This is a genomic window from Amycolatopsis thermalba (assembly GCF_003385215.1).
Taxonomy (GTDB): Bacteria; Actinomycetota; Actinomycetes; order Mycobacteriales; family Pseudonocardiaceae; genus Amycolatopsis_E; species Amycolatopsis_E thermalba.
In genome coordinates this window covers 1-19721 of sequence record NZ_PQHW01000094.1, presented here as the reverse complement: position 1 = coordinate 19721, position 19721 = coordinate 1, and the positions used below count along the sequence as shown (strand labels likewise).

At 68.4% G+C, this 19721-nt stretch carries 20 protein-coding genes and 1 tRNA gene; 15 read left to right on the top strand and 6 right to left on the bottom strand.

Translation table 11 applies throughout. The features are described from left to right. The first annotated feature begins 107 nt into the window (after positions 1–107). The 6 genes from D0D15_RS28055 (at position 108) to D0D15_RS28030 (ending at position 5896) form a co-directional block, all read left to right on the top strand. Positions 108–368: a helix-turn-helix domain-containing protein gene (locus D0D15_RS28055; RefSeq protein ID WP_233157526.1), complete on the top strand. Its 261-nt coding sequence runs from the start codon at positions 108–110 to the stop codon at positions 366–368. Position 369: 1 nt separating this feature from the next. After that, the gene (locus D0D15_RS28050) at positions 370–768 is read left to right on the top strand and encodes a hypothetical protein (RefSeq protein ID WP_094008751.1); all 399 of its coding nucleotides are present in this window, start codon (positions 370–372) and stop codon (positions 766–768) included. Positions 769–860: 92 nt separating this feature from the next. Further along, complete coding sequence (locus D0D15_RS28045) at positions 861–1196, top strand: hypothetical protein (protein WP_143266251.1); 336 nt, start codon at positions 861–863, stop codon at positions 1194–1196. 330 nt (positions 1197–1526) lie between these two features. Then, on the top strand, positions 1527–2642 hold the full coding sequence (locus tag D0D15_RS28040; RefSeq protein WP_162830675.1) for an AAA family ATPase: 1116 nt from the start codon (positions 1527–1529) through the stop codon (positions 2640–2642). A 1531-nt stretch (positions 2643–4173) separates the two neighbouring features. Continuing rightward, positions 4174–4386: a helix-turn-helix domain-containing protein gene (locus D0D15_RS28035; RefSeq protein ID WP_094008756.1), complete on the top strand. Its 213-nt coding sequence runs from the start codon at positions 4174–4176 to the stop codon at positions 4384–4386. 19 nt (positions 4387–4405) lie between these two features. Beyond that, positions 4406–5896: a tyrosine-type recombinase/integrase gene (locus tag D0D15_RS28030; protein WP_094008757.1), complete on the top strand. Its 1491-nt coding sequence runs from the start codon at positions 4406–4408 to the stop codon at positions 5894–5896. 89 nt (positions 5897–5985) lie between these two features. Here D0D15_RS28030 and D0D15_RS28025 read toward each other — a convergent pair. From D0D15_RS28025 to D0D15_RS28015, 3 genes are all read right to left on the bottom strand, one after another. Next, a tRNA-Ser gene (locus D0D15_RS28025) sits at positions 5986–6072 on the bottom strand. Positions 6073–6182: 110 nt separating this feature from the next. After that, positions 6183–6932 (bottom strand): lipase family alpha/beta hydrolase, encoded by a 750-nt coding sequence (locus D0D15_RS28020; protein WP_094008758.1) that lies wholly within the window; start codon positions 6930–6932, stop codon positions 6183–6185. A 104-nt stretch (positions 6933–7036) separates the two neighbouring features. Continuing rightward, positions 7037–8416: a transcriptional regulator gene (locus tag D0D15_RS28015; protein ID WP_094008759.1), complete on the bottom strand. Its 1380-nt coding sequence runs from the start codon at positions 8414–8416 to the stop codon at positions 7037–7039. Between the two features lie 222 nt (positions 8417–8638). On the opposite strand from D0D15_RS28015, the gene D0D15_RS28010 reads away from it, so the two are divergent. The 5 genes from D0D15_RS28010 (at position 8639) to D0D15_RS27995 (ending at position 12146) form a co-directional block, all read left to right on the top strand. Next, on the top strand, positions 8639–9676 hold the full coding sequence (locus D0D15_RS28010) for a nucleotidyltransferase family protein (protein WP_158224478.1): 1038 nt from the start codon (positions 8639–8641) through the stop codon (positions 9674–9676). Further along, positions 9676–9879 (top strand): DUF5988 family protein, encoded by a 204-nt coding sequence (locus tag D0D15_RS28005; protein ID WP_094008761.1) that lies wholly within the window; start codon positions 9676–9678, stop codon positions 9877–9879. The genes D0D15_RS28010 and D0D15_RS28005 overlap by 1 nt, the downstream gene beginning before the upstream one ends. 2 nt (positions 9880–9881) lie before the next feature. Then, entirely contained in the window at positions 9882–10205 is a 324-nt protein-coding gene (locus D0D15_RS36680) for an aldolase/citrate lyase family protein (protein WP_198958385.1), read from the top strand. A 94-nt stretch (positions 10206–10299) separates the two neighbouring features. Continuing rightward, positions 10300–10701 (top strand): aldolase/citrate lyase family protein, encoded by a 402-nt coding sequence (locus tag D0D15_RS36675; protein WP_198958386.1) that lies wholly within the window; start codon positions 10300–10302, stop codon positions 10699–10701. A gap of 65 nt (positions 10702–10766) precedes the next feature. Further along, complete coding sequence (locus D0D15_RS27995) at positions 10767–12146, top strand: MFS transporter (protein WP_158224479.1); 1380 nt, start codon at positions 10767–10769, stop codon at positions 12144–12146. Here the strand turns inward: D0D15_RS27995 and D0D15_RS27990 are convergent. The 3 genes from D0D15_RS27990 to D0D15_RS27980 form a co-directional block, all read right to left on the bottom strand. Continuing rightward, a complete protein-coding gene (locus D0D15_RS27990) occupies positions 12099–13322 on the bottom strand; it encodes a CaiB/BaiF CoA transferase family protein (RefSeq protein ID WP_094008763.1) in 1224 nt (407 codons plus the stop codon). The genes D0D15_RS27995 and D0D15_RS27990 overlap by 48 nt on opposite strands. Positions 13323–13347: 25 nt before the next feature. Continuing rightward, positions 13348–14535, bottom strand: coding sequence for an acetyl-CoA hydrolase/transferase family protein (locus tag D0D15_RS27985; protein WP_233157529.1), 1188 nt, complete (start codon positions 14533–14535; stop codon positions 13348–13350). 79 nt (positions 14536–14614) lie between these two features. Next, positions 14615–15856, bottom strand: a complete 1242-nt coding sequence (locus D0D15_RS27980) for a phthiocerol/phthiodiolone dimycocerosyl transferase family protein (protein ID WP_094008765.1) — start codon at positions 15854–15856, stop codon at positions 14615–14617. Between the two features lie 297 nt (positions 15857–16153). Between D0D15_RS27980 and D0D15_RS27975 the strand changes: the two genes are divergently transcribed. The 4 genes from D0D15_RS27975 to D0D15_RS27960 form a co-directional block, all read left to right on the top strand. Further along, positions 16154–17149 carry an SDR family NAD(P)-dependent oxidoreductase gene (locus tag D0D15_RS27975; RefSeq protein ID WP_233157528.1) on the top strand — a complete coding sequence of 332 codons (996 nt, stop codon included), beginning with the start codon at positions 16154–16156 and terminating at the stop codon, positions 17147–17149. Beyond that, complete coding sequence (locus D0D15_RS27970; protein ID WP_094008767.1) at positions 17146–18330, top strand: DegT/DnrJ/EryC1/StrS family aminotransferase; 1185 nt, start codon at positions 17146–17148, stop codon at positions 18328–18330. The genes D0D15_RS27975 and D0D15_RS27970 overlap by 4 nt, the downstream gene beginning before the upstream one ends. After that, positions 18324–19484, top strand: coding sequence for a UDP-N-acetylglucosamine 2-epimerase (neuC, locus tag D0D15_RS27965; protein ID WP_094008768.1), 1161 nt, complete (start codon positions 18324–18326; stop codon positions 19482–19484). Before D0D15_RS27970 ends, neuC begins: the two co-directional genes overlap by 7 nt. A 6-nt stretch (positions 19485–19490) precedes the next feature. After that, positions 19491–19721 (top strand): NAD-dependent epimerase/dehydratase family protein (locus tag D0D15_RS27960; RefSeq protein WP_115944876.1); only part of this gene is annotated, 231 nt, incomplete at its 3' end.

The following is a 19721-nucleotide window of genomic DNA, read 5'->3' as shown; positions in this document are numbered from 1 at the left end:
CAGTGTTGCGTAACGTCTCTCTTGTCGCAGACAGCGCACGAAACGCAGAAACCCCGACCGGTGTTGCAGCACCGGCCGGGGCGCACATCGAAACCTTGGGAGCGTCGATGCAGTTCGAGGATAACCGCATGTACCGGGTCAAGGCCGTGGCTGAGGCTCTGGACGTCTCGGTAGCGACCATCTACCGGGCGATCGAGTCCGGCAAGCTGGACGCGCTGAAGATCGGCACGGGCAAGGGCACGATCCGGATCACCGGCACGGCCGCGAACATCTACGTCAACGCCTGCTCGGAGGCCGCGTACCAGGCGTACGTGGTCGAGGGCGCCCCGGTCGCCGCGAGCGACGACGCGGCGGGGGAGGTGGCCTGAGATGGTTCCCACGACGACGGCGACCTTCGGCGGAATGGCCGTGCAGGTGCAGACCTCCCAGTACGGCGAGCAGCCGCGCACGATCGCGTTCAGCGCTCCGCTGAGCCTGAGCGAAGAGGAGATGGTGGGCGCCCTGTTCCGGTGCGCCGAGGTCGGGCTGACCGCCGACGAGCTGGACGACCTGGACTACGTCCGGGAGTGCGTGGCCGGGCAGGTCATCAACGCCGGGCTGGACGAGATCCACGAGGCGTGCGTACGGGTGGGCAACCTGGCGCCGGGCAGCGAGTGGGCCGACTTCGTGCCCGCGCTCCGGACGGCCGTGCGGCACGCGTTCGCGCTGGACATTCCTGTCCCGCGCAAGCCGGTTCGGCGCCGCGGGCTCGCGGGGGTGGCCCAGTGACCGCCGTGCTTGCTCGTGAGCTGGACGCGTCCGCTGTCCGGGTGTCGCCCGCCAGCACGGTTCGAGACCGCGATGGGCGCCCTGTGGCGAGGATGCTGCTCGAACCCGCCGAGGGCACGTCCGTGGTCGTGAGCTACGGGGAGGCCACGGTTGCCCTGTTCTACTGCGGTACCCGGCTGAACCGGCGGATGACCCGCGACCAGGTGGCCGCCCTTGTGCTCCACGGACTCTCCCGCATCGGGCAGGACCACGCCGGGCGCATCCACGACGCCCACTGCGCCAGCGGCAGGGCGTGGACTCGCGGCGGGATCAGCGATGACGAGTACGACCGGTGCGAGGGGCGGCTGTGGCCGCGAAGCGAGGGCGGCGAGTCCCAGCGATCGACCGCGTGCCTGCTGGTGCACCACCGCCTGAACCCGCTCCGGTAACCCACCGCTTGCCCGGCCCGGCGGGTCCACCCCGCCCGCCACGGATCGAGTCCGACTCGTGGTGATGAACGCGCCCGCCGGGCCGGGCAACCACCCCGACCAGCCGCACGGGATCGACCCTCGATCCCTCGATCGTGACCAGCTCGATTTATCGGCCCGACCTGCATGAGTCGAGCCCGGATCGAGGGTCGATCCGGCCCGCAGCATCCCGTTCACGTACATCGTTCGTGAGGAGCATCGATCGTGACTTCCCCTCAGGCAGCCGGGCGGCATCTGCGGCCCGTGAACGCCCAGGGTGAACCCGTTCACGAACCGGCGCCGTTGGAGCCGGTGAACGCCGACGAGTCGGCCACCGTGAACGGTGTCCGGCGGGTCCGGCTGACCCCGGCCGCCGGTATCCGACTGCGCCCCACGTACTGGCTGTGGGACGGTCGGATGCCGCACGGTGCACTGACGATCGGGCCGGGCCGCGAGGGCATCGGCAAGTCGCTGTTCTGCGCGTGGCTGGCCGCCCGGGTCACGCTCGGCGAGCTGCCCGGCGTGTACGAGGGCAGGCCCAAGAGCGTCATCTACGCGGCCACCGAGGACTCGTGGGAGCGCACGCTCGCGGGACGGCTGATCGTGGCCGGCGCCGACATGCACCGCGTCTACCGGGTCGAAGTCGAGCACGTCGGCGGTCACCACCTGCCCCTGTCCCTGCCCAAGGACTGCGACGCGCTCGGGGAGGAGATCCGCCGTCACGACGTCGGGCTGCTCATCGTGGACCCGCTCATCTCCGCCGTGGACGGCAGCCTGAACACCAACCAGGACGCCGACCTCCGCCGCGCCCTGGAACCGCTGTCCGAACTCGCCGACGCCACCGACTGCGCGGTGTTCGGGCTGGCGCACTTCAACAAGGCCACCGGCACCGACGTGCTCTCGCGCATCATGGGCGGCCGCGCCTTCTCCGCCGTCGCCCGGGCCGCGATCGCGTTCGCGAGGGACACGACGGCCGACGACGGCTCGTGCGTGATCTCGCAGGTGAAGAACAACCTTGGCCGTCTTGACCTGCCGTCGATGCGCTACCAGGTCGACTCGGTCGAGCTGGACACCGAGGAAGGCCCGGCCCAGTGGGGGCGGCTGGTCATGCTCGGCGAGACCGATACCCACGTCAACGACCTGTTGGACGAGACCCCGGCCCCGAAGGGCGAGGTCAACGAGCGTGAGGAGGTACGCACGTGGCTGCGCGAGTACCTGACCAGCCACGGCGGAAGCGCGCCCGCCACGGAGGTCATCGAGCAGGGTCAGGCTGCGGGCATGTACAGCAAGGACCAGCTCAAGCGCGCCAAGACGGACATCGGCGCCCGCTCGGTCAAGGACGGCGCCTGGTTCTGGACCTTGCCCACCTCGGAAGAGGGCAAGGGAGCAAGGGAGCAAGAGCGCAAGGAAGCAGAGGTGCGCTCTTGACTGCTCCCTTGCCGCCGACCGGCACACGAGTCACGTCCCTGAGCCACCTCATTTCCGCTGGTCAGCGCCTGTCGAGTGACAGCGTGACAGCCGTGACAGCGGCCCGACTATCACCGTGTCACCGCGTCACTCGCGGACAAGAGCGCACCAAGGGAGCACCCCTCCCTTTGTCTGCTCCCTTGCGCTCTTGCTCCCTTGCTCCCTTGGCCGGGCACGGTCACCCCCGTACTCGCCGTCACCTGACGGGCCGGGAACCGGAAGGGAACGGACTAGGGAGCCGCGCGGGAGGAAGGGAATTCTCCCTCCGTGCCTCATCGGCCGACTCCCTAGGGGTGACCTGCGCGAACCGGCCTCAAGGGAGCGAGGGAACGACCGCCGGGGAGGCCCGGAAACCCCCGGATACACCGCTCTCGCGACCGGGCCGCCGGTTCCCTCCCTTCCGGCAGCGGCGGGTACGGGGAGGCCCTCGGCTCCTGACTGCTCAACCGCCGAGGACACCGGCCACATACCCCGGTCCGCCGCAGGTCGTCGCGATCCGACCACCCCCGGCGAGCCGGATCGACGGGTTAGAGCCGGGGTTAGATCGCGGGTTAGCTCACCGCCAGCGGGTTAGATTTCTAACCCGCCGCCCGCAGGCTCTAACTCGCTGCCTGACCTGCGCGAAGTTAGCCGGGTTAGCTGGGTTAGCCGAGTTAGATCTGTACCGCGCACACCTCGGAAGATGGGTTGCAGGTACCTCGGACCGAGCTAACTAACCCGCCGCCGCCGGGCCCGGTCTAGACCCGGTGGGGGGTCTAGACCTAGACCCCACGTCTAGGCCCTTGCAGCCACGCTGACCAGCCACTTAGAGCCCTAGACCCCTTTCGGAGGACCATGCCAACCCGCCGATCCGGCCGCCAGTGACGCGGCCGACCGCCCTAGCGTCGGCCGTGAGCGCTAGCGTCCGCCGACGCTAGACCTAGCGTCCTCGCTAGCGACCCACACGCCCGACGACCAGGCAGCTAGCGCCTAGCGTCGACCATCGCGCGCCCGCCACAACGGTCCCGAGACCGGGCCTCGCGCCCGTCCCCAGGGGCGCCGAGATCGAGTTACGGCGGGGGTTACGGCCCGCCGGGCGAGTTACGGACGTAACTCGCGCTCGGATCGAGCCGTAACCCGCCCTGATCAGCGCGAAGTTACGGAGTTACGGCGCAGCTCGGGACCGGGCAGCGAGCGTCGAACCCCGGCAAACCGGGGCGTGGTGGGCTCGTGAGGGCCGTAACTCGCGCACGACGAGTGAGTGAACGCCGCACGGGCCGCGGGCACCCGGACTCCGGCCGCTTTCGCCGGTCTGCTCACCTGACTCACTCCATTCACGTCCCGCCCGTTCCCGCAGCCCAGCCAACGTGAACGGGCCCGACCAGCCCGGCGTGAATATTCACGCCGCCGCGCCGGATTCACCGGCCGATTCACCCTGCCCACATCCCGGAAGGAGCACGACCATGCCATCTGCCGCCCCCATCACCAGCACGACTTACGGGAGCCGCACCAGATGGACACCGCCCACACCACCGACCCCGGCCGCGTTCTGCTGACCGTCGAGGACGCCGCCCGCGCGCTCAGCATCGGCCGCACCACCATGTTCGCGCTCATCAAGGCCGGGCACATCGCCACCGTCCGAATCGGTCACCTCCGCCGCGTTCCGGCCGCCGCGCTCACGGCCTACGTCGACCAGCTCACCACCGAGCAGCCCACCGCTGCCTGATCACGAAGGGGGACAAGACATGGCACGCACGAAACGACCCGAAGGCACCCGCCGGCCAAACGGCGCCAGCTCGATCTACCTCGGCAAGGACGGGAAGTGGCACGGCTGGGTCACCATGGGCGTCCACGACGACGGGAAGCCCGACCGGCGCCACGTCAAGAAGTCGAACGAGACGGAAGTCATCGACGCCGTTCGCGAGCTGGAGCGGATGCGCGACAGCGGGAAAGTGCGGAAGCCCGGCCGGGCCTGGACGGTGGAAAAGTGGCTGCGCTACTGGGTGGAGAACATCGCGGCCCCGTCCGTGCGCCACACGACGATGGTCGGCTACCGATCCTCGGTCTACAACCACCTCATTCCCGGAATCGGGAAGCATCGGATCGACAAGCTGCAACCCGAACACCTGGAGGCCCTTTACCGCCGGATGCAGGAAAAGAGCTACACCGCCAAAGGAAAACCAGCGTTGCGACCGGGAACTGTCCACTTGGCACACCGAACCGTCAGAGCGGCACTGAATGAGGCTGTGCGCCGACGCCACATCGTCGAAAACCCGGCGCGCATCGCGAAGCCACCGCGAATCGAGGAAGAGGAAATCGTTCCGTTCTCGCAGGACGAGGCGCGGCGGCTGATCGAGGCAGCATCGGAGATGCGGAATGGCGCGCGGTACATCGTGGCTCTGTCGCTCGGACTCCGGAGAGGCGAAGCGCTCGGGCTCAAGTGGTCGGATATCTCGATCACGTGGAAACACGGGTGCGTCCGCAACAGCGCGTGCCGACAGAAGCTGAGCCCGAAGGAATGCGCCGCCCGCCGGGGAAGTGGCACCGTCACGATTCGCCGTGCCCTGCAACAGCGGACCTGGCAGCACGGGTGCGAACCGGCGGGCTCGTGCGGGCACCGGCTGGGTGCCCACTGCCCGAACCGGCACGGCGGGGGAGTGGTGGCCTCGGAAACGAAGTCGCGAGCGGGCCGCCGGACGGTCGGTGTGCCACACCAGGTGGTGGAAGCCCTGGAGGCGCACCGGGTCCGGCAGGAGCAGGAGCGCGAGCATGCGGCGAACCTCTGGGAGGAGGGCGGCTGGATCTTCGCGAACCTGCTTGGCCGTCCCGTGCACCCGACTGAGGATCACCGGGCCTGGAAAGCGCTCCTGCGGGAGGCCGGTGTCCGTGACGCACGGCTGCACGACGCTCGCCACACGGCCGCGACGGTGCTGCTCGTGCTCAAGGTGCCCTTGCCCGCGGTCATGGAGCTGATGGGCTGGTCGGATGCCGGGATCGCGAAGCGGTACATGCACGTCACCGACGACCTGGTGACCGCCGTCGCCGAGCAAGTCGGCGGGCACATCTGGGCCGACGCTAACGCGGCTGCGGACGACGGCGGCCCGGAGTTGTCCGAGGACCAGCGGGAGGGCATCCGAAAGCTCGCGGGCTCGCTCCCGGACCACCTGGCGCGTCCTCTGCTGGCCTTGCTCGGGGACGGTGACGACGGTCCGGCGGGGGTTCCGATCCCGGCCTGACAGAGGTCAACTGCAACCCGAACTGCACCCTCAACGGCGAAACGCCGGGCACCCTGTGCGGGTCGCCCGGCGTTTTGCCTGTTCAGCGGCGGAGGATACGGGATTCGAACCCGTGAGGGCTGTTACACCCAACACGATTTCCAATCGTGCGCCTTAGGCCGCTCGGCCAATCCTCCGCTGAGAAGGGTACAGCAGGCCCGCACGCGCTCCGCCGAGGCCCGGTTCTGGCAGGTGCGGGCCCGTGGACCCGCGCCCGGCCGGCGCCTCGTCTCCCCAGGTCGGACCGTCAGGCCGACCGGGTGAGCGTCTCCCCGTCGCCGGGAGCGGCGACGGGCCCGAACAGCGCGCAGATCTCCTCCACGACCTGGCGGTGCGCGGCGAGCGCCAGGTGACCGACCCCGGGCAGCACCACGTTGCGCACGTCGAGGTCCGGATGCTCGATCCGGCCGTGCCTGCTGGGCAGCACCAGCTCGTCGCCGTCGCTGGAGAACGTGACGAACTTCGTCGGGCAGCCCGGCGCGGGCCGGTTCAGCTCGGTCAGCAGGTCGCTGCCCGGGCGCAGCTGGCGGGCCAGCGGGATCGGCGAGAACAGCCAGGCCGCGACCGTGCCGCCGTGCGGCGTGCCGACGGTGACCACGGTGCCGACCCGCTCGTGCCCGCCGAGCCGCTGCACGTAGTACCGGGCGATGAGGCCGCCCAGGCTGTGGCCCACCAGGTCGAGCTTCGCCGCGCCGGTGACCTCGCACAGCTGCTCGATCTGCTCGGCCAGCCGCGCCGCCGCGGACCGCACGTCCCGCAGCAGCAGGCTGTAGCTGAACGAGACCACCGGCCCGGCGCCGCAGCGGTCCAGCGCGACCTTCAGGTCGGTGAAGATCGCGGTGTTGTCGGCCAGGCCGGGCAGCACCACCAGCGGGCGGCCCGGCACGCTCTCGCGGACGGGCTGGATCGCCCAGCGCCGCCCGATGCCCGCCGGGTACCGCAGCGCGTGCGTCACCACGCTCGCGATCTCACCCGCGACCGTCCGCAGAACCGCCATCACGCACCTCCACCGCGAGGTGGTCGTCCACTGGATGCGAGGTTAGCCGTGGGGACCGACATTTTCGTTTCGCCGCCCCGGTCTCGGTTTCGTTTCCGACCCGATCAGTGGAACAGCGCGAGCTTGCCGACGACGTCCCGCGCGGCCGCGAGGAGCGTGCGCACGGTGCCGAGGTAGGTCTTGGCCTCCGAGGGCAGGATGTGGCTGTCCCGGCTGGTCGGCGTGTCCAGTTCCTTCGCGCGCTGGCGGAGCAGCTCGATCTGCGAGAACTGGTGCCCGAACTGGGCCGCCACGACCGTCCCGACCACCTGCTCCGGCGCGGACAACGCGGGCCGCAGACCCTGCCGGGCGAGCAGGCCGGCGCCGATCAGCTGCGCGGACTTGGCCAGCAGCAGGAACGCCGAGTCCGGCGAGACCTCCGCGAGCCGCTCGGCCGAGGAGATGTGCTTGGCCGCGAGGTCCAGGAACGGCTGCCCGTTGCCGGCCGGCCCGCCGACCAGGTCGAGGTGACCCGCGCGCACCAGCTGCATCACGACGTCGTGCCCGGTGAGCCCGACACCCGAGGTCAGCGGGGCCTGCCGGGGCGGGATCGGGGCGATCTCGACGACCGGGTGCCCGGGCCGCTGCCGCGGGATCTGCAGGCCGTCCAGACCACGTTCCGGCGCGGCGAGCGAGAAGCTCACCGGACGCTTGAGCCGCTGCTCGGCGCGCCGCGCGGCGATGTGCAGGGCCTGCTCGTCGGCCGGGACGCCGGGCTGGAGGGAGACCAGCAGTTCGATGCTCTCCGGCGCGGGTCCGGGAATGCCGGCGAACCGGTCGGCCCACACGCCGCCGACCAGGATGCGCACCACGCCCCGCACGCAGCCGAACTCCTCGCCGATGATCTGCGGGACGCCGTAGGTGAGGCGCAGCAGTTCGGCCAGCGGGCGCGCGAGCGGCCCGTCCCCGGACGCGCGCATCAGCCGGATCGTGCCCTCGCGGCGGCTGGTCAGGATGCCGGCCTTCTCCAGGAGCTTGTTCTCCTTGTCCACGGAGGCCAGCGAGCTGCCGGAGTGCTCGGCCAGCTCGGTGAGGCTGAACGAGCGGTCGGGGTTGAGCAGCGTCGCGGCGAGGATGCCGGCCTGGACACGCGACCGGAAGACCGGGAGGAGGGCCGGGGTGCCCTGCGCGCGGCGGGCCGGACCGGGCGTGGCGGGCGCGTTGTCGGTGACGACGGCGTGCCCGAGCCGATTGCGTCTGCGAGCCGCCGCGGCCGCCTGGTCGAGCCGCTCCTGGGGCACCTCCAGGACGACGGACAACCATCTTCTCGTGCCCAGCCTCGGGATCTGGTGCCCACGTTCCCACCGGGCGACCAGATCACGCGTGACGGTCGGCCGCCCCGACACGGTCGCCAGTTCGCGCGCCAGGGTGTACTGACTCAGCTTCCGCTCCCGCCGAGCGGCCCGGATGAGGTGCGAGATGGGCTGGTTCAGGTCCACTTCCATGATCCTCAGAACTCCCTGCTTCCGCCGAATGGAGCCACGACCGTAGTCCCGCTCCTGGCCCCCGCACCGTACGTTTCGCGCACGCTTTCATCTGTTTTGCGCCCCCGGCCCCCGCGGAGGCCCCTTGGGTGAACTCGTCCCCTGGCTGTGACCTTTTGACCTGGGAAACCCTGGATCGCGTCCCCCTCGGTCGAGTCAACGATGAACGGACGAACGATGTGCTTGTCGAACCTGTTGCTTTGTTCGAACGCCTCAATTCGCGACGCGTTCACCGTAGTCGACATGAACGATCTGAGCGATGTTTTCGTGGTGGATGACGACAACCGGTTGGTCGGTGCGGTTTCCGAGCAGGACCTGCGCCGCGGGCTCCTGAACGGGGTGTCGCTGGACGACCCGATCGCACCCCTGGTCCGCCCCTGGCGTGCGACGGCGAGCCAGGCCGCCGACCGGGCGGCGGTCCTGGATCTCATGCGTGCGCTGGGAGTTCGCAACATCCCGGTGGTCGACTCCGGCAACCGGGTGGTCGGCCTGCACGTCGAGCGGCGGATCATCGGGGTGCCGAAACTGCCGAACTGGGCCGTGATCATGGCGGGCGGCAGGGGAACGCGATTGGCGCCCCTGACCGATACGATTCCCAAACCGATGCTGACCGTCGCCGGCCGTCCCATTCTGGAACGGCTGGTCCTGCATCTCGTCGGTTCCGGGGTGGAAAAGATATTCCTCTCGGTGAACTACCTGGCGAACGTCATAGAGAAGCATTTCGGCGACGGCGGGCACCTCGGGTGCAGCATCGAGTACCTGCGCGAGGACCCCGACCTGCCGCTGGGGACCGGTGGCGCGCTGCGGCTGCTCGGCGACCTCGGTTACCGGGCCGAGCACCCGCTGCTGGTCATGAACGGCGACCTGGTCACCAACTTCTCGGTCGGCAAGCTCCTCGAGACGCACCGGCGGGAGCAGGCCCTCGCGACGATCGCCACGAGCAGGTACCGCCACGAGGTGCCGTTCGGTGTGCTGAAGTCCGATCGGAACCGGCTCACGCAGATCGTCGAGAAGCCGACGCAGGAATGGCCGGTGAACGCCGGCATCTACACGCTGGACCCGGTCCTGCTCGACCGCATCCCGGCGGATCAGGAGTTCCCCATCACGAACCTGTTCGAAGACTGCCTGCGCCGCGGCGAAAAGGTGGCGCTGTGGCCCCTCAGCGACGACTGGCAGGACATCGGCAGGCCCAACGAACTGGCACAGGCAAGGGGGCAGTGATGTCCGACGCGCTCAAGATCCAGGTTCGGCTCACCGGCGGACCCGCCGGGATACCGCCCGTGCTGGAGATCGACCCGTCGCTGCTGCCGGACGGGTGCCTCAAGATCCGGTTCGCCGCCGGGTACGAACACTTCCGGCTGGTCGAGCAGTCCGAGGGCGCGCCCGTGTTCGCCTGGTCGGACCGGACCCGTATCGCGGAGTGACCATGCCGTTCCACGAGAGTGTGATCGACGCCCGAACGATGCTGTTCGTGCCGGGTGATCGGCCGGACCGGTTCTCGAGAGCTGTGGACTGCGACCCTGACCTCGTTGTCCTCGATCTCGAGGATGCGGTTGTTCCGGCCGACAAGCGCAGAGCGCGGGAGAACGTCCGCGCCTGGCGGAACAGTGGCGGCAGCGGCATCGTCCGCATCAACGACGACACGACGGACTGGTGGCAGCGCGACCTGTCCATGCTCGCCGGGCGGGTCTGCGGAGCATCGTGCCGAAGGTCACCCGCCCCGAACAGGTGCGGCAGGTGGTCGACGTGATGCCTGCCGGGGCGTGCGTGCTGCCCCTGATCGAGATGGCGTCCGGAGTCATCGACGCGCCCGCGATCTGCGGGGTCGCGGGCGTGACACGGCGGTGTTCGGCAACGCCGACCTCGGCCGGGAGCTCGGAGTGAACCACGCCGACCGCGACGCCATGTTCTTCGCCCGTGCCCAGGTGGTCATGGCGTCGCGAGCGGCCGGCATCGCCCCGCCGGTCGACGGGGCGACCACCGCGATCGAAGACATGGACCTGGTCCGCGCAGACGCCGAACACGCTGCACGGCTCGGGTTCACCGGCAAGCTCTGCCTGCACCCGCGCCAAGTCAAGCTGGTCGCCGATGCGTTCGGGCCTTCCGAAGAGGAGGTTCTGTGGGTGCGGAGCGTCGTCGCCGCGTCGGTCAGCGGCTCGATGACCGCGGTCAGTGGCGAGGCGATCGTCGCGGGAGCACGGCGGATTCTCGGCTGGATCGAGCGGGGGCGGGTCTCGGAGGCATGAGCGCGGCGCCTGCGACCGACGGGTCTGTCCTCGCCCGGACGGCGAGGACGAAGGTGGTCACTGCGGTGTGCCTCGCGCAGTTCGCCGTTGTCCTGGACTCGTTCGTCGGGTTCGTCGCACTGCCCTCGATACAGCAGGACCTGGGGTTCTCCGCGGCCGGGGTGACCTGGGTGATCAGCTCCTACATCCTGGTCTTCGGCGGATTCCTGGTCTTCGGAGGTCGCTGCGCGGATGTCGTCGGGCAACGGATCACGTTCCTTTCCGGCGCGTGGATCTTCGCCGTCACCTCGGTGGTGTGCGGGCTGTCGGCCACACAGCTGATGCTGGTCTTGGCCCGGTTCGCGCAAGGGCTGGGCGCGGCGATCATGGCGCCCGCCGCGCTGGCGATCCTGGTCCGGGTCTTCCCGGACGGGCCGGAACGCCGTCGTGCTCTCACACTGTGGGGAATCGTGAGCGGTTGCGGCGCGACGACGGGCCTTGTCGCGGGAGGGGTGTTGGTCGACCTGTTCTCCTGGGCGGCCATCTTCTTCGTCAACGTCCCGGTGTGCGTCGCCATCGTCGTACTCGCCCAGCGGGCCGTACCACCGTTCCGGCTGGACCGCACGGGACGGTTCGACATCTGGGGATCCGTCACCGTGACCGGCGCTCTGATGTCGATCGTGTACGCGGTGATCAACGTCGAAAGCGACGGCTGGTCCGCCGTACCGACACTCGGCGCCTTCGCGCTCGCCATTCTGCTCGCGGGTTCGTTCGTCGTCATCGAGCACCGCCACCCGAACCCGATGATCGAGTTGAGGTTGTTCCGGATCCGGTCCCTGACCGTCGCCAACCTGACGCTCTTCTTGTTGTGCGGTGCTCCTGCTTGCGGCATCTACGTCGCGACGCTCTACCTGCAGAACGTCCTGCTCTACTCGGCAGCGGGCACCGGGCTGGTCTTCATGCCCGCATCGTTCGCCGTGTTCTTCGGATCCCTCGCCGCGCAGCGATTCATACCGTTGGTCGGGATGCGGTGGATCGTCGCCGGTTCTGCGGTGATCGCGGCTGCGGGGTCGGCGATGCTGGGAGCCGCGGGTGGTAGTTCGACCGGCTCGGGTGCGCTGGTTGTCTCCTGTGCGGTGTTCGTGCTGTACCTCGGCGCCTCGTGCGTCAGCATCGCGCTGAGGGTTCTCGCGACCACCGGGCTGGCGGCAGGCGATGTCGGTGCCGCCTCCGGTATGATCAACACCGCGCAGCAAGTGGGGGCGGCGTTCTGGCTTGCTGTCTTCTCCTCGGTCGCGACGCATCGCATCGGAGAGGCTGCGGGAGAACCGATCGTGCTGTCCGCCGGTACTTATCAGCTGGTCGCCTGGGCGGGCGCGGGCTTGGCCGTGCTGTCGGCCGCGGTCGCCGCGGCCGCGCTACCCGCACGTCTCGGCACCGTGGGTGCCCCGCGCGATCACGCCTGAGGCCGCAAGCCGGTCGACGTCCGGTCTCGAGTAGCCCAGCTCCCGGAGCACGGCCTCGGTGTCGGCGCCGATGGCACCGCGGGCGGCATTGCGCACCGAGCCAGGGTTCTGTGGAACCTTCGGGAACGGACCCTGCATGCGGATCCGACCGAGGTCATCGTCGTCGATCTCGACAATGCTTCCGCGGGCCAGGAAATGTTCGTCCTGTAGTATGTCCGACGCATCGTAAACCGGCGCGACGGCGACGTCCGCCTCTCGCATCCGCTCGAGCACCTCAGCGCGGCTGTGACTGCCAACCCATCCGCTGATCAGGCCATCGAGCGCAACCCGGTTCTCGATCCGGTCGGCGTTGGTCGCGAAACGCGGGTCGCGCATCGCTTTCTCACCACCGACCAGACGCAACAGCCGTCCGGCCACGGACTGGGCGGCCCCGGACAGGGCGATCCACTGCCCATCCGCGGTCCGGTACGTGTTGCGTGGCGCGATCTGCGGGACGGCGTTGCCCATCCGCGGCTGGAGCGTTCCGAGCTGGTCGAACTCCAGGATGTGGCTACCCACCACCGACATCAGCGGTTCGTAGAGCGCGGTGTCGATCTGCACGCCGACGCCCGTGCGTTCGCGGTCCCACAGCGCCGCAGTCACGGCAAATGCCGCCGCGATACCAGCGACGCCGTCGGCGAGCCCGAACGGGGGAAGTACGGGATCGGTGTCAGGTGGCCCGGTCATCGCTGCGAACCCGCTGACGGACTCGGCGAGTGTGCCGAAGCCGGGCAGCCGGCTGTAGGGGCCCGTCTGCCCGAATCCGGTCACTTCCGCCAGCACGAGCCGGGGGTTGAGACGGTGCAGTGTGGGCCAGCCGAGGCCCCATGCGGCGAGTCGTCCTGGCCGGAAGTTCGAGATCAGCACGTCCGCGTCGGCGACGAGGCGCCGGACCACCTCCTGGCCGTCGGCCTGGTGCAAGTCCACCGCGACGAGCCGCTTGTTGCGATTGACCATCTTGAAGAACAACGGCTGGTCGTCCTTCATGCGGCCCCAGTGGTGCAGATCGTCCCCACGCGGGTGTTCGACCTTGACGACGTCCGCACCGTGATCCCCGAGCATCATGGCAGCGAACGGACCGGCGAAAAGTGTCGACAGGTCGGCCACGTGGCAGCCGCCCAGCAATCCCTCTGGCATCGCTCCTCCAGACCACGACCGGCCTCTAGTTCCGGTCGTGCCAGGCCTTCGACAGCGCCTCCCGGTCATCGGGGTGCGCGATCGATATCAGGCGCCTCGCACGCTCGGACAGCGACGCGTGTGCCAGATCCACCGCGCCCCATTCGGTGACGACCCAGTTCGCGTCGCTGCGCGGGACCGTGACCACACCACCGGCCAACGCGGAGACGATCCGGGAACGCCCACGAGAGGTTCGGGAGTGGATCGCGAAGATCGAGCGTCCGCCGTCCGATGCCCGCGCCCCCCTGACGAAGTCGAGCAGGCCACCGACCGCGCCGACGTACCCCTCGGGCACGTACTCCGCGTTCACCTGACCGCTCAGGTCGATCTCGACCGCCGTGTTGATGGCGACCATGCTCGGTTGTCCGGCCAATGCGGTGAAGTGCAGCGTCTCACGTGACGGCCGAAGTCGTAGAGGGTACGGATCGAGGCGCTGCGGTTGGTCGAACGCCAGGATGCTGCCGGTGCTGTAGCCGGTGTCGACCGGCTTGAAGGCGTTCGTCACCGCGCCGGATCCGATGAGGCTGAGCATGGGTCTCGTGATCATTCCGGTGTGGATGCCGAGATCGCGGTGGCCGGCCAGGGCTTCCAGAACACACGACGGCAGGGCACCGATCCCGACTTCGAGAGTCGCCCGGTCGGGAACGAGTTCCGCGACGTGCGCCGCGATCTTCCGATCGACCTCGTCCGAGACCGCGACCGGGGCCGGGCAGACGGGGCGGTCGGTGTGCACCACCGCGTCCAGTTCGTCCGGGCGAATCGTGCTGGCGCCCGGCAGCACGGGGGCGTTCGTGTTGACTTCGGCGATGACCACCCGGGCTCTCGACACGAGGTCGCGCGTGTAGGTGTGGTCGAAACCGGCGCTGTAGTTGCCATCGCGGTCGGGGCCAGCCAGCTGGACGAAGGCGACGTCGACCGGGAAGCGACCGTCGTGGAGGTCGTTGCAGAACTGGCCCAGCTGCATGGGGTGGACTTCCAGCACGCCCTGGCGCGACAGTCGCGAGTTCGCGCCGAGACCGCCGAGACCCTCGTAGTGGAAGACGTCGCAGTATTCTTGCCGCATCGTGTTGCTGAAGGACAGTGCCAAGAAGACGTCGATCTGCCCGAAGGCGCGGCGCTGGTCGATCAGTTGTTCCAGGAGGGTGAGTGGTTCGGCGTTGCCCTGGGACCACATCACGCGATCACCTTCGCGGATCCACCTCCTCAGGTCGAGACGTTCGACTGTCCGATCCGGGTAAGAGGCACTCATCGGCTCAGCGCTCATCAGGACGCTCGCGCGTGATGGCGTCGAGCTCAGCGCTGATCGCACCGATGTAGCGATCCGCGGCGGCGCGCGAGTGCAGATCCGGTCGGTAGACGCACTGGATCGTGAGCCGCCCCGCGTAGGTGTACGTGACGTAGCACGGATAGGGAGCCATGACGCGGTGGGTGAAGACCTGGAAATCGGTGACGCGCAGCCCGGGCGGGCAGGAGAACCCCGGCAGGCGTCCGAGGTTGCTCAGGCTGACGCTGTCCAGGTAGTTGCTCGATCCGAGGTTCTCGACCTCGTCCTGCCGGAAGGAGTCGGTGAGGAAACTGCGGTGTATGTCCTGGTCGGCGATCGAACCGTCCAGCTGCTGCTTGACCTTGTGAGCGATCCCCGCGATGGCGTCGTCGACGCCGACCTTCACGGGTGCCGTGTGAATTCCCACGAAGTTGGTCGTCTCCGGTGGCGTCACGACGGGTGAAACCCGCGGCCGCAGGTGTACCGGCGCCCAGCAGACCATCTCCGAGGTGGGCAACGCCTCGCCCCGATCTCGGCGATGGCAGCGCAGGATCACGCCGCAGAGGAACGCGTGCACGGACGTGCCGGCCTTCTTTGCTGCGGTCCGGAGTGCGGCGCTCTGCTGCTCGGTCAGGGTGATGTAGTGGCGCAGTGCTTCGTGCTTGGTGAAGGAGGGAGCTTCCGCCGGGGTCGGGACGTTGCCCGGCGCATCGACGCCCAGGCGCCCAGCGAGAACCACCGAAGGTGGCGATGGCAGATCACGGGAAACAGCCGACTCGACGTGCCCGCCGGCGGACAGGTTCTGGTAGATGTCGAGGAATTCGCGCAGGAGCGCGAGTTTGACCTGCCCGTCCGCGATCGCGTGATCGGTGTGCATCAGGACGATTCCGCTGGAACTGCCCGCGAACACCGTGAGCTTCGCGACTGCCTCCGCGACGTTCCAGGGCATCGCCGTTTTGCAGAGGTCCTCCAGTGTGAACCGCTCGAGCTCGTCGTCCGAGAGGCCGGAGTGCCAGATGATTTCCGGCGCGCGGTCGTCGTCGGGCAGGTACAGCTCGAAACCCTGCTCGGTCTCTCTGATCCGCGCGCGAAGGGCCGCGCGGCGGTGGCACAGGATCCGGAACGACTCGGTGAGCGTCTTCTTCCCGAGCTCTCCCGAGTAGCGCAGGACGAGTGCGGAGGGCATGTCCATTGCCTGGTACTCGATGGTGTCGAGATAGCGCGAGTGCATGTGCGGCCGGCTCCTTGTCGCGTACTCGGTTCGCGTGGCAGGGCGTTGGCAGTCCAGACGCGGATCTCCGAAGCCTCCTTCTCCCCGGGCGAGCGGGGCAAGGGCTGACTTACACCTGTACCACGTTGGTTTCGCTGAATGAAACAGTAAGTTGATTATCGCGCGAGCGTGTGTGGCTGTCAACGCGTAGCCGCCCGCAACCAGCTGAACTCGCCGTCTGGGCCGCTATGGGCGGGTGGCATAGACAAGTGCCGTGGAACATTTCCGAACTGACGCTGGTCAGGGCAGGTGTTGCCGGTGAGTGCGCTGACGGGGGCGCGTGTGCTCGTGACAGGCGCTGACGGTTTCATCGGTAGCCATCTCGTCGAGAAGCTCGTCGAAGAGGGGGCAGAGGTTTGCGGGCTGTGCGTCTACAACTCCAACGGCTCCTACGGCTGGCTGGACGAACTGGATGCCCGACGTCCGCCGAACCTGGACCTCAGACTGGGCGACATCCGCGACACCCGGTGCGTTCGTGAGCTGGTCGAGGCCGCCGACGTGGTCTTCCACCTCGCGGCGCTGATCGCCATTCCGTACAGCTACCAAGCGCCGGCCTCGTTCGTGAGCACGAACGTGGGTGGCACGCTCAACGTACTCGAGGCGGCTCGCGACTCGCCCGGAACGCGCGTCGTCAACACGTCGACGAGCGAGGTTTATGGCACCCCGGAGGACGTGCCGATCCGGGAGAGCCACCGGCTGCAGGCCTTTTCACCCTACGCCGCTACCAAGATCGCCGCCGACCAGCTGTGCGAGGCCTACGCGCGCTCCTTCGGAGTGGATGTCGTCACGTTGCGGCCATTCAACACGTTCGGACCCAGACAGTCGCTGAGAGCGGTCATCCCGACGATTCTCGGCCAGCTGCTCGCCGGCCGCGAGACCGTGAAGCTCGGGAGTGTGTGGCCGAAGCGGGACTTCACCTTCGTGTCCGACACGGTCGACGGGTTCCTGCGGATGGCGACTTCGGGTGCGCCGCCGGGCTCGGTGGTGCAGCTTGGCACCGGGTCGTGCGTGTCCGTGGGCGAGCTCTTCGATCTCTGCTGCGATGTCGTGGGCGCGTCGGCGAAGATCGAGTCGGAATCCCTCCGGGTTCGACCTGATGCCGGTGAGGTCGAGGTGCTGTTGTCGGACCCGGCTCGGGCCTGGGACGTGATCGGGTGGAAACCCGAGAGGGAGCTGGCCGAGGGGCTTGCGATCACGGCGGACTGGCTCAGGCCAAGGGTGGACGGCCAACGGGCTGCGAGGTACCACCGGTGAGCGCGAGCCGGATCGTGTTGTCGGAGCCTATGCTCGCGGGGAACGAGCTGGCCTACCTGCGGGAATGCGTCGAAAGCAACTTCGTGTCATCGGCCGGTCCCTTCGTCGGCCGGTTCGAGGACGAGTTCGCGAAGAAGACCGGGGTGAGATCCGCGGTGGCGTGCTCCAGTGGAACAGCGGCGTTGCACGTGGCGATGCGACTGGTAGGTGCGGCAAGCGGTGAACTGGTCGCGGTCTCCGACTTCACGTTCATCGCATCGGCCAACGCCGCAAGTTACACGGGCGCCGACCTCCTGCTCGTCGACAGCGAACCGCAGACCTGGAACATGGACACGGAGCGGCTGTACGACGACGTCCTGCGTCGAGCACGGCTCGGCCGACGGATTCCGAGTGTCGTCGAAGTGGTGCACGTCCTCGGCCATCCCGCGGACATTGAACCGGTTCTCGAGCTGCGGCAGCGTTTCGGTGTTCGTATCGTCGAGGACGCCGCGGAGGCTCACGGTTCCCGTTGGCGCTCCGGAGCGGTCAACGGCAGGCAGGTGGGCACCGTGGGGGATTTCGGTTGTTTCTCCTTCAACGGGAACAAGCTCATCACCTCCGGCAGCGGCGGAATGATCGTGAGCAACGATCCGGCTGCCGTGGCCAGGGCCCGGCACCTGGTGAACCAGGCCAAGTCGGGCGACGACGGCTACGAGCACGACGAGGTCGGCTACAACTACCGGATGAGCAACCTCGCCGCGGCGGTCGGTCTCGCTCAATTGGAGCAGCTCGAAACCTTCCTGCTGCACAAGCGAAAGATGGCCGACCGTTACGACCGCCTCCTGGCTTCAGCCCCGGTCGTGCGTCCACCGCGCGCGGAGTGGGCGGTTCCGTCGCACTGGCTCTACTCGATCCTGCTTCGTGGTGAGGACGTTTCCGTTTCCGGCATCGTGCGAGGTATGCAGGCGCGGGGTATCCAGGCCCGCAGGTTGTGGCCACCCCTGCACCGGCAGCGGCCGTACCTGTCGTGCCAACGGCTGGGCGGATCCGTGGCGGACGGAATCTATCGCGCCGGTCTCTCCCTGCCCAGTTCGGTGGGCATCACCGGCGGGCAACAAGGTGCGGTGGTGTCGGGGCTCTGCAGTCTCCTCGCCCGCCACGCCGGCGGGCGAGGCTCACGTGAGGCGGAGGTCCAGTGCTGACGGCCGGCGAGGTCAAGATGTGTGTCTTCACCGGTTCGCGTGCCGACTACGGTCCACTGGTCCCGGTCATCCGCCGGCTGGCCCGCGATCCCGAGGTCGATCTCCGGATCCTCGTCAGCGGCGGTCACTTGCTTCGCGAGCAGGGAAACACCGTTGACGCCATCGAAGGGGACGGGTTAACCGTCGCCGAACGCATCGAGGTGGTGCTCGCGGGTGACAGCCCGGTCGCCGTCGCGAAATCGATCGGCCTCGGAGTCCTCGGATACGCCGATGCCTTTGCTCGGATTGCCCCCGACGTCCTGTGCGTCCTGGGTGATCGCTACGAGGCGTTGGCCGCGGCTCTCGCTGCTCTACCGAGGAACGTCCTGATCGTGCACTTCGGCGGGGGGCAGCTGACCCTGGGGTCCGCCGACGACCGCATCCGGCATGCGCTGTCGCAACTGGCTCATCTCCATTTCGTGTTCGCCGAGGAGGACCGTGTGCGACTCCTCGGAATGGGTATCGACGAGGGGACGGTGCACAACGCGGGTCGCATCAACATCGACGCCGAGCTGACCGCACATCTGCCGGATCGGCGAGCGGTGGAGCGCAGGTTGGGTGTGCGGTTGCGGGCGCCGAGCTTCGCAGTGACTTTCCACCCTGTGACGGAGAAGCCTGAAGAGACCTCCCGCGCGTTGGCTGCGCTTCTGTCCGTACTGAGGACATACGACCACGGCACGGTCGTGTTCACCGCTCCGAACGTGGACCACGGAAGTCACGCCATCACCGAGGCGGTGGCGCGGTTCGTCGCGAACCACCCGGACTTAGCGACCTTCGTTCCGTCACTCGGTCAGCACGGCTACCTCGGCTTGATCCGGCATTGCGATGTGGTGATCGGGAACTCATCGAGCGGCCTCCTCGAGGCGCCTGTCGTGGGAACGCCGACGGTCAACATCGGTTCGCGGCAGGACGGTCGCCCCAGAGCGGCTTCGGTGTTCGACTGCGCCGGCACACCGGGTGGTATCCGGGCGGCGATCGAATCGGCGCTGGCGCATGGAACCCGCCACGACCACCAGGGCGTCGCTGTCCCGACCGGGGAGGACATCGACAGATCGGTTATCGAAGTCATCAAGCGGGCATGGCGGGAGCGCTGTTCCGCGACCAAGGAGGAATGACAACAGATGGCGCTGATTTGTGTGACGGGAGCCACCGGCCGGGTCGGTTCGACACTTGTCCCGGCGCTTCAGCGAGCCGGGCACGACGTGCGCTGCGTCGTGAGGTCTCGCGAGTGTTTTTCGGTGTCGGGTGTGGAGGTGGTGGAGGCGTCGTTGACCGATGCGGCGGCGTTGGCGCGGGCGGTGTCGGGTGTGGATGTGGTGGTGCATCTGGCGGCGCAGATGGTGCTGGGTGAG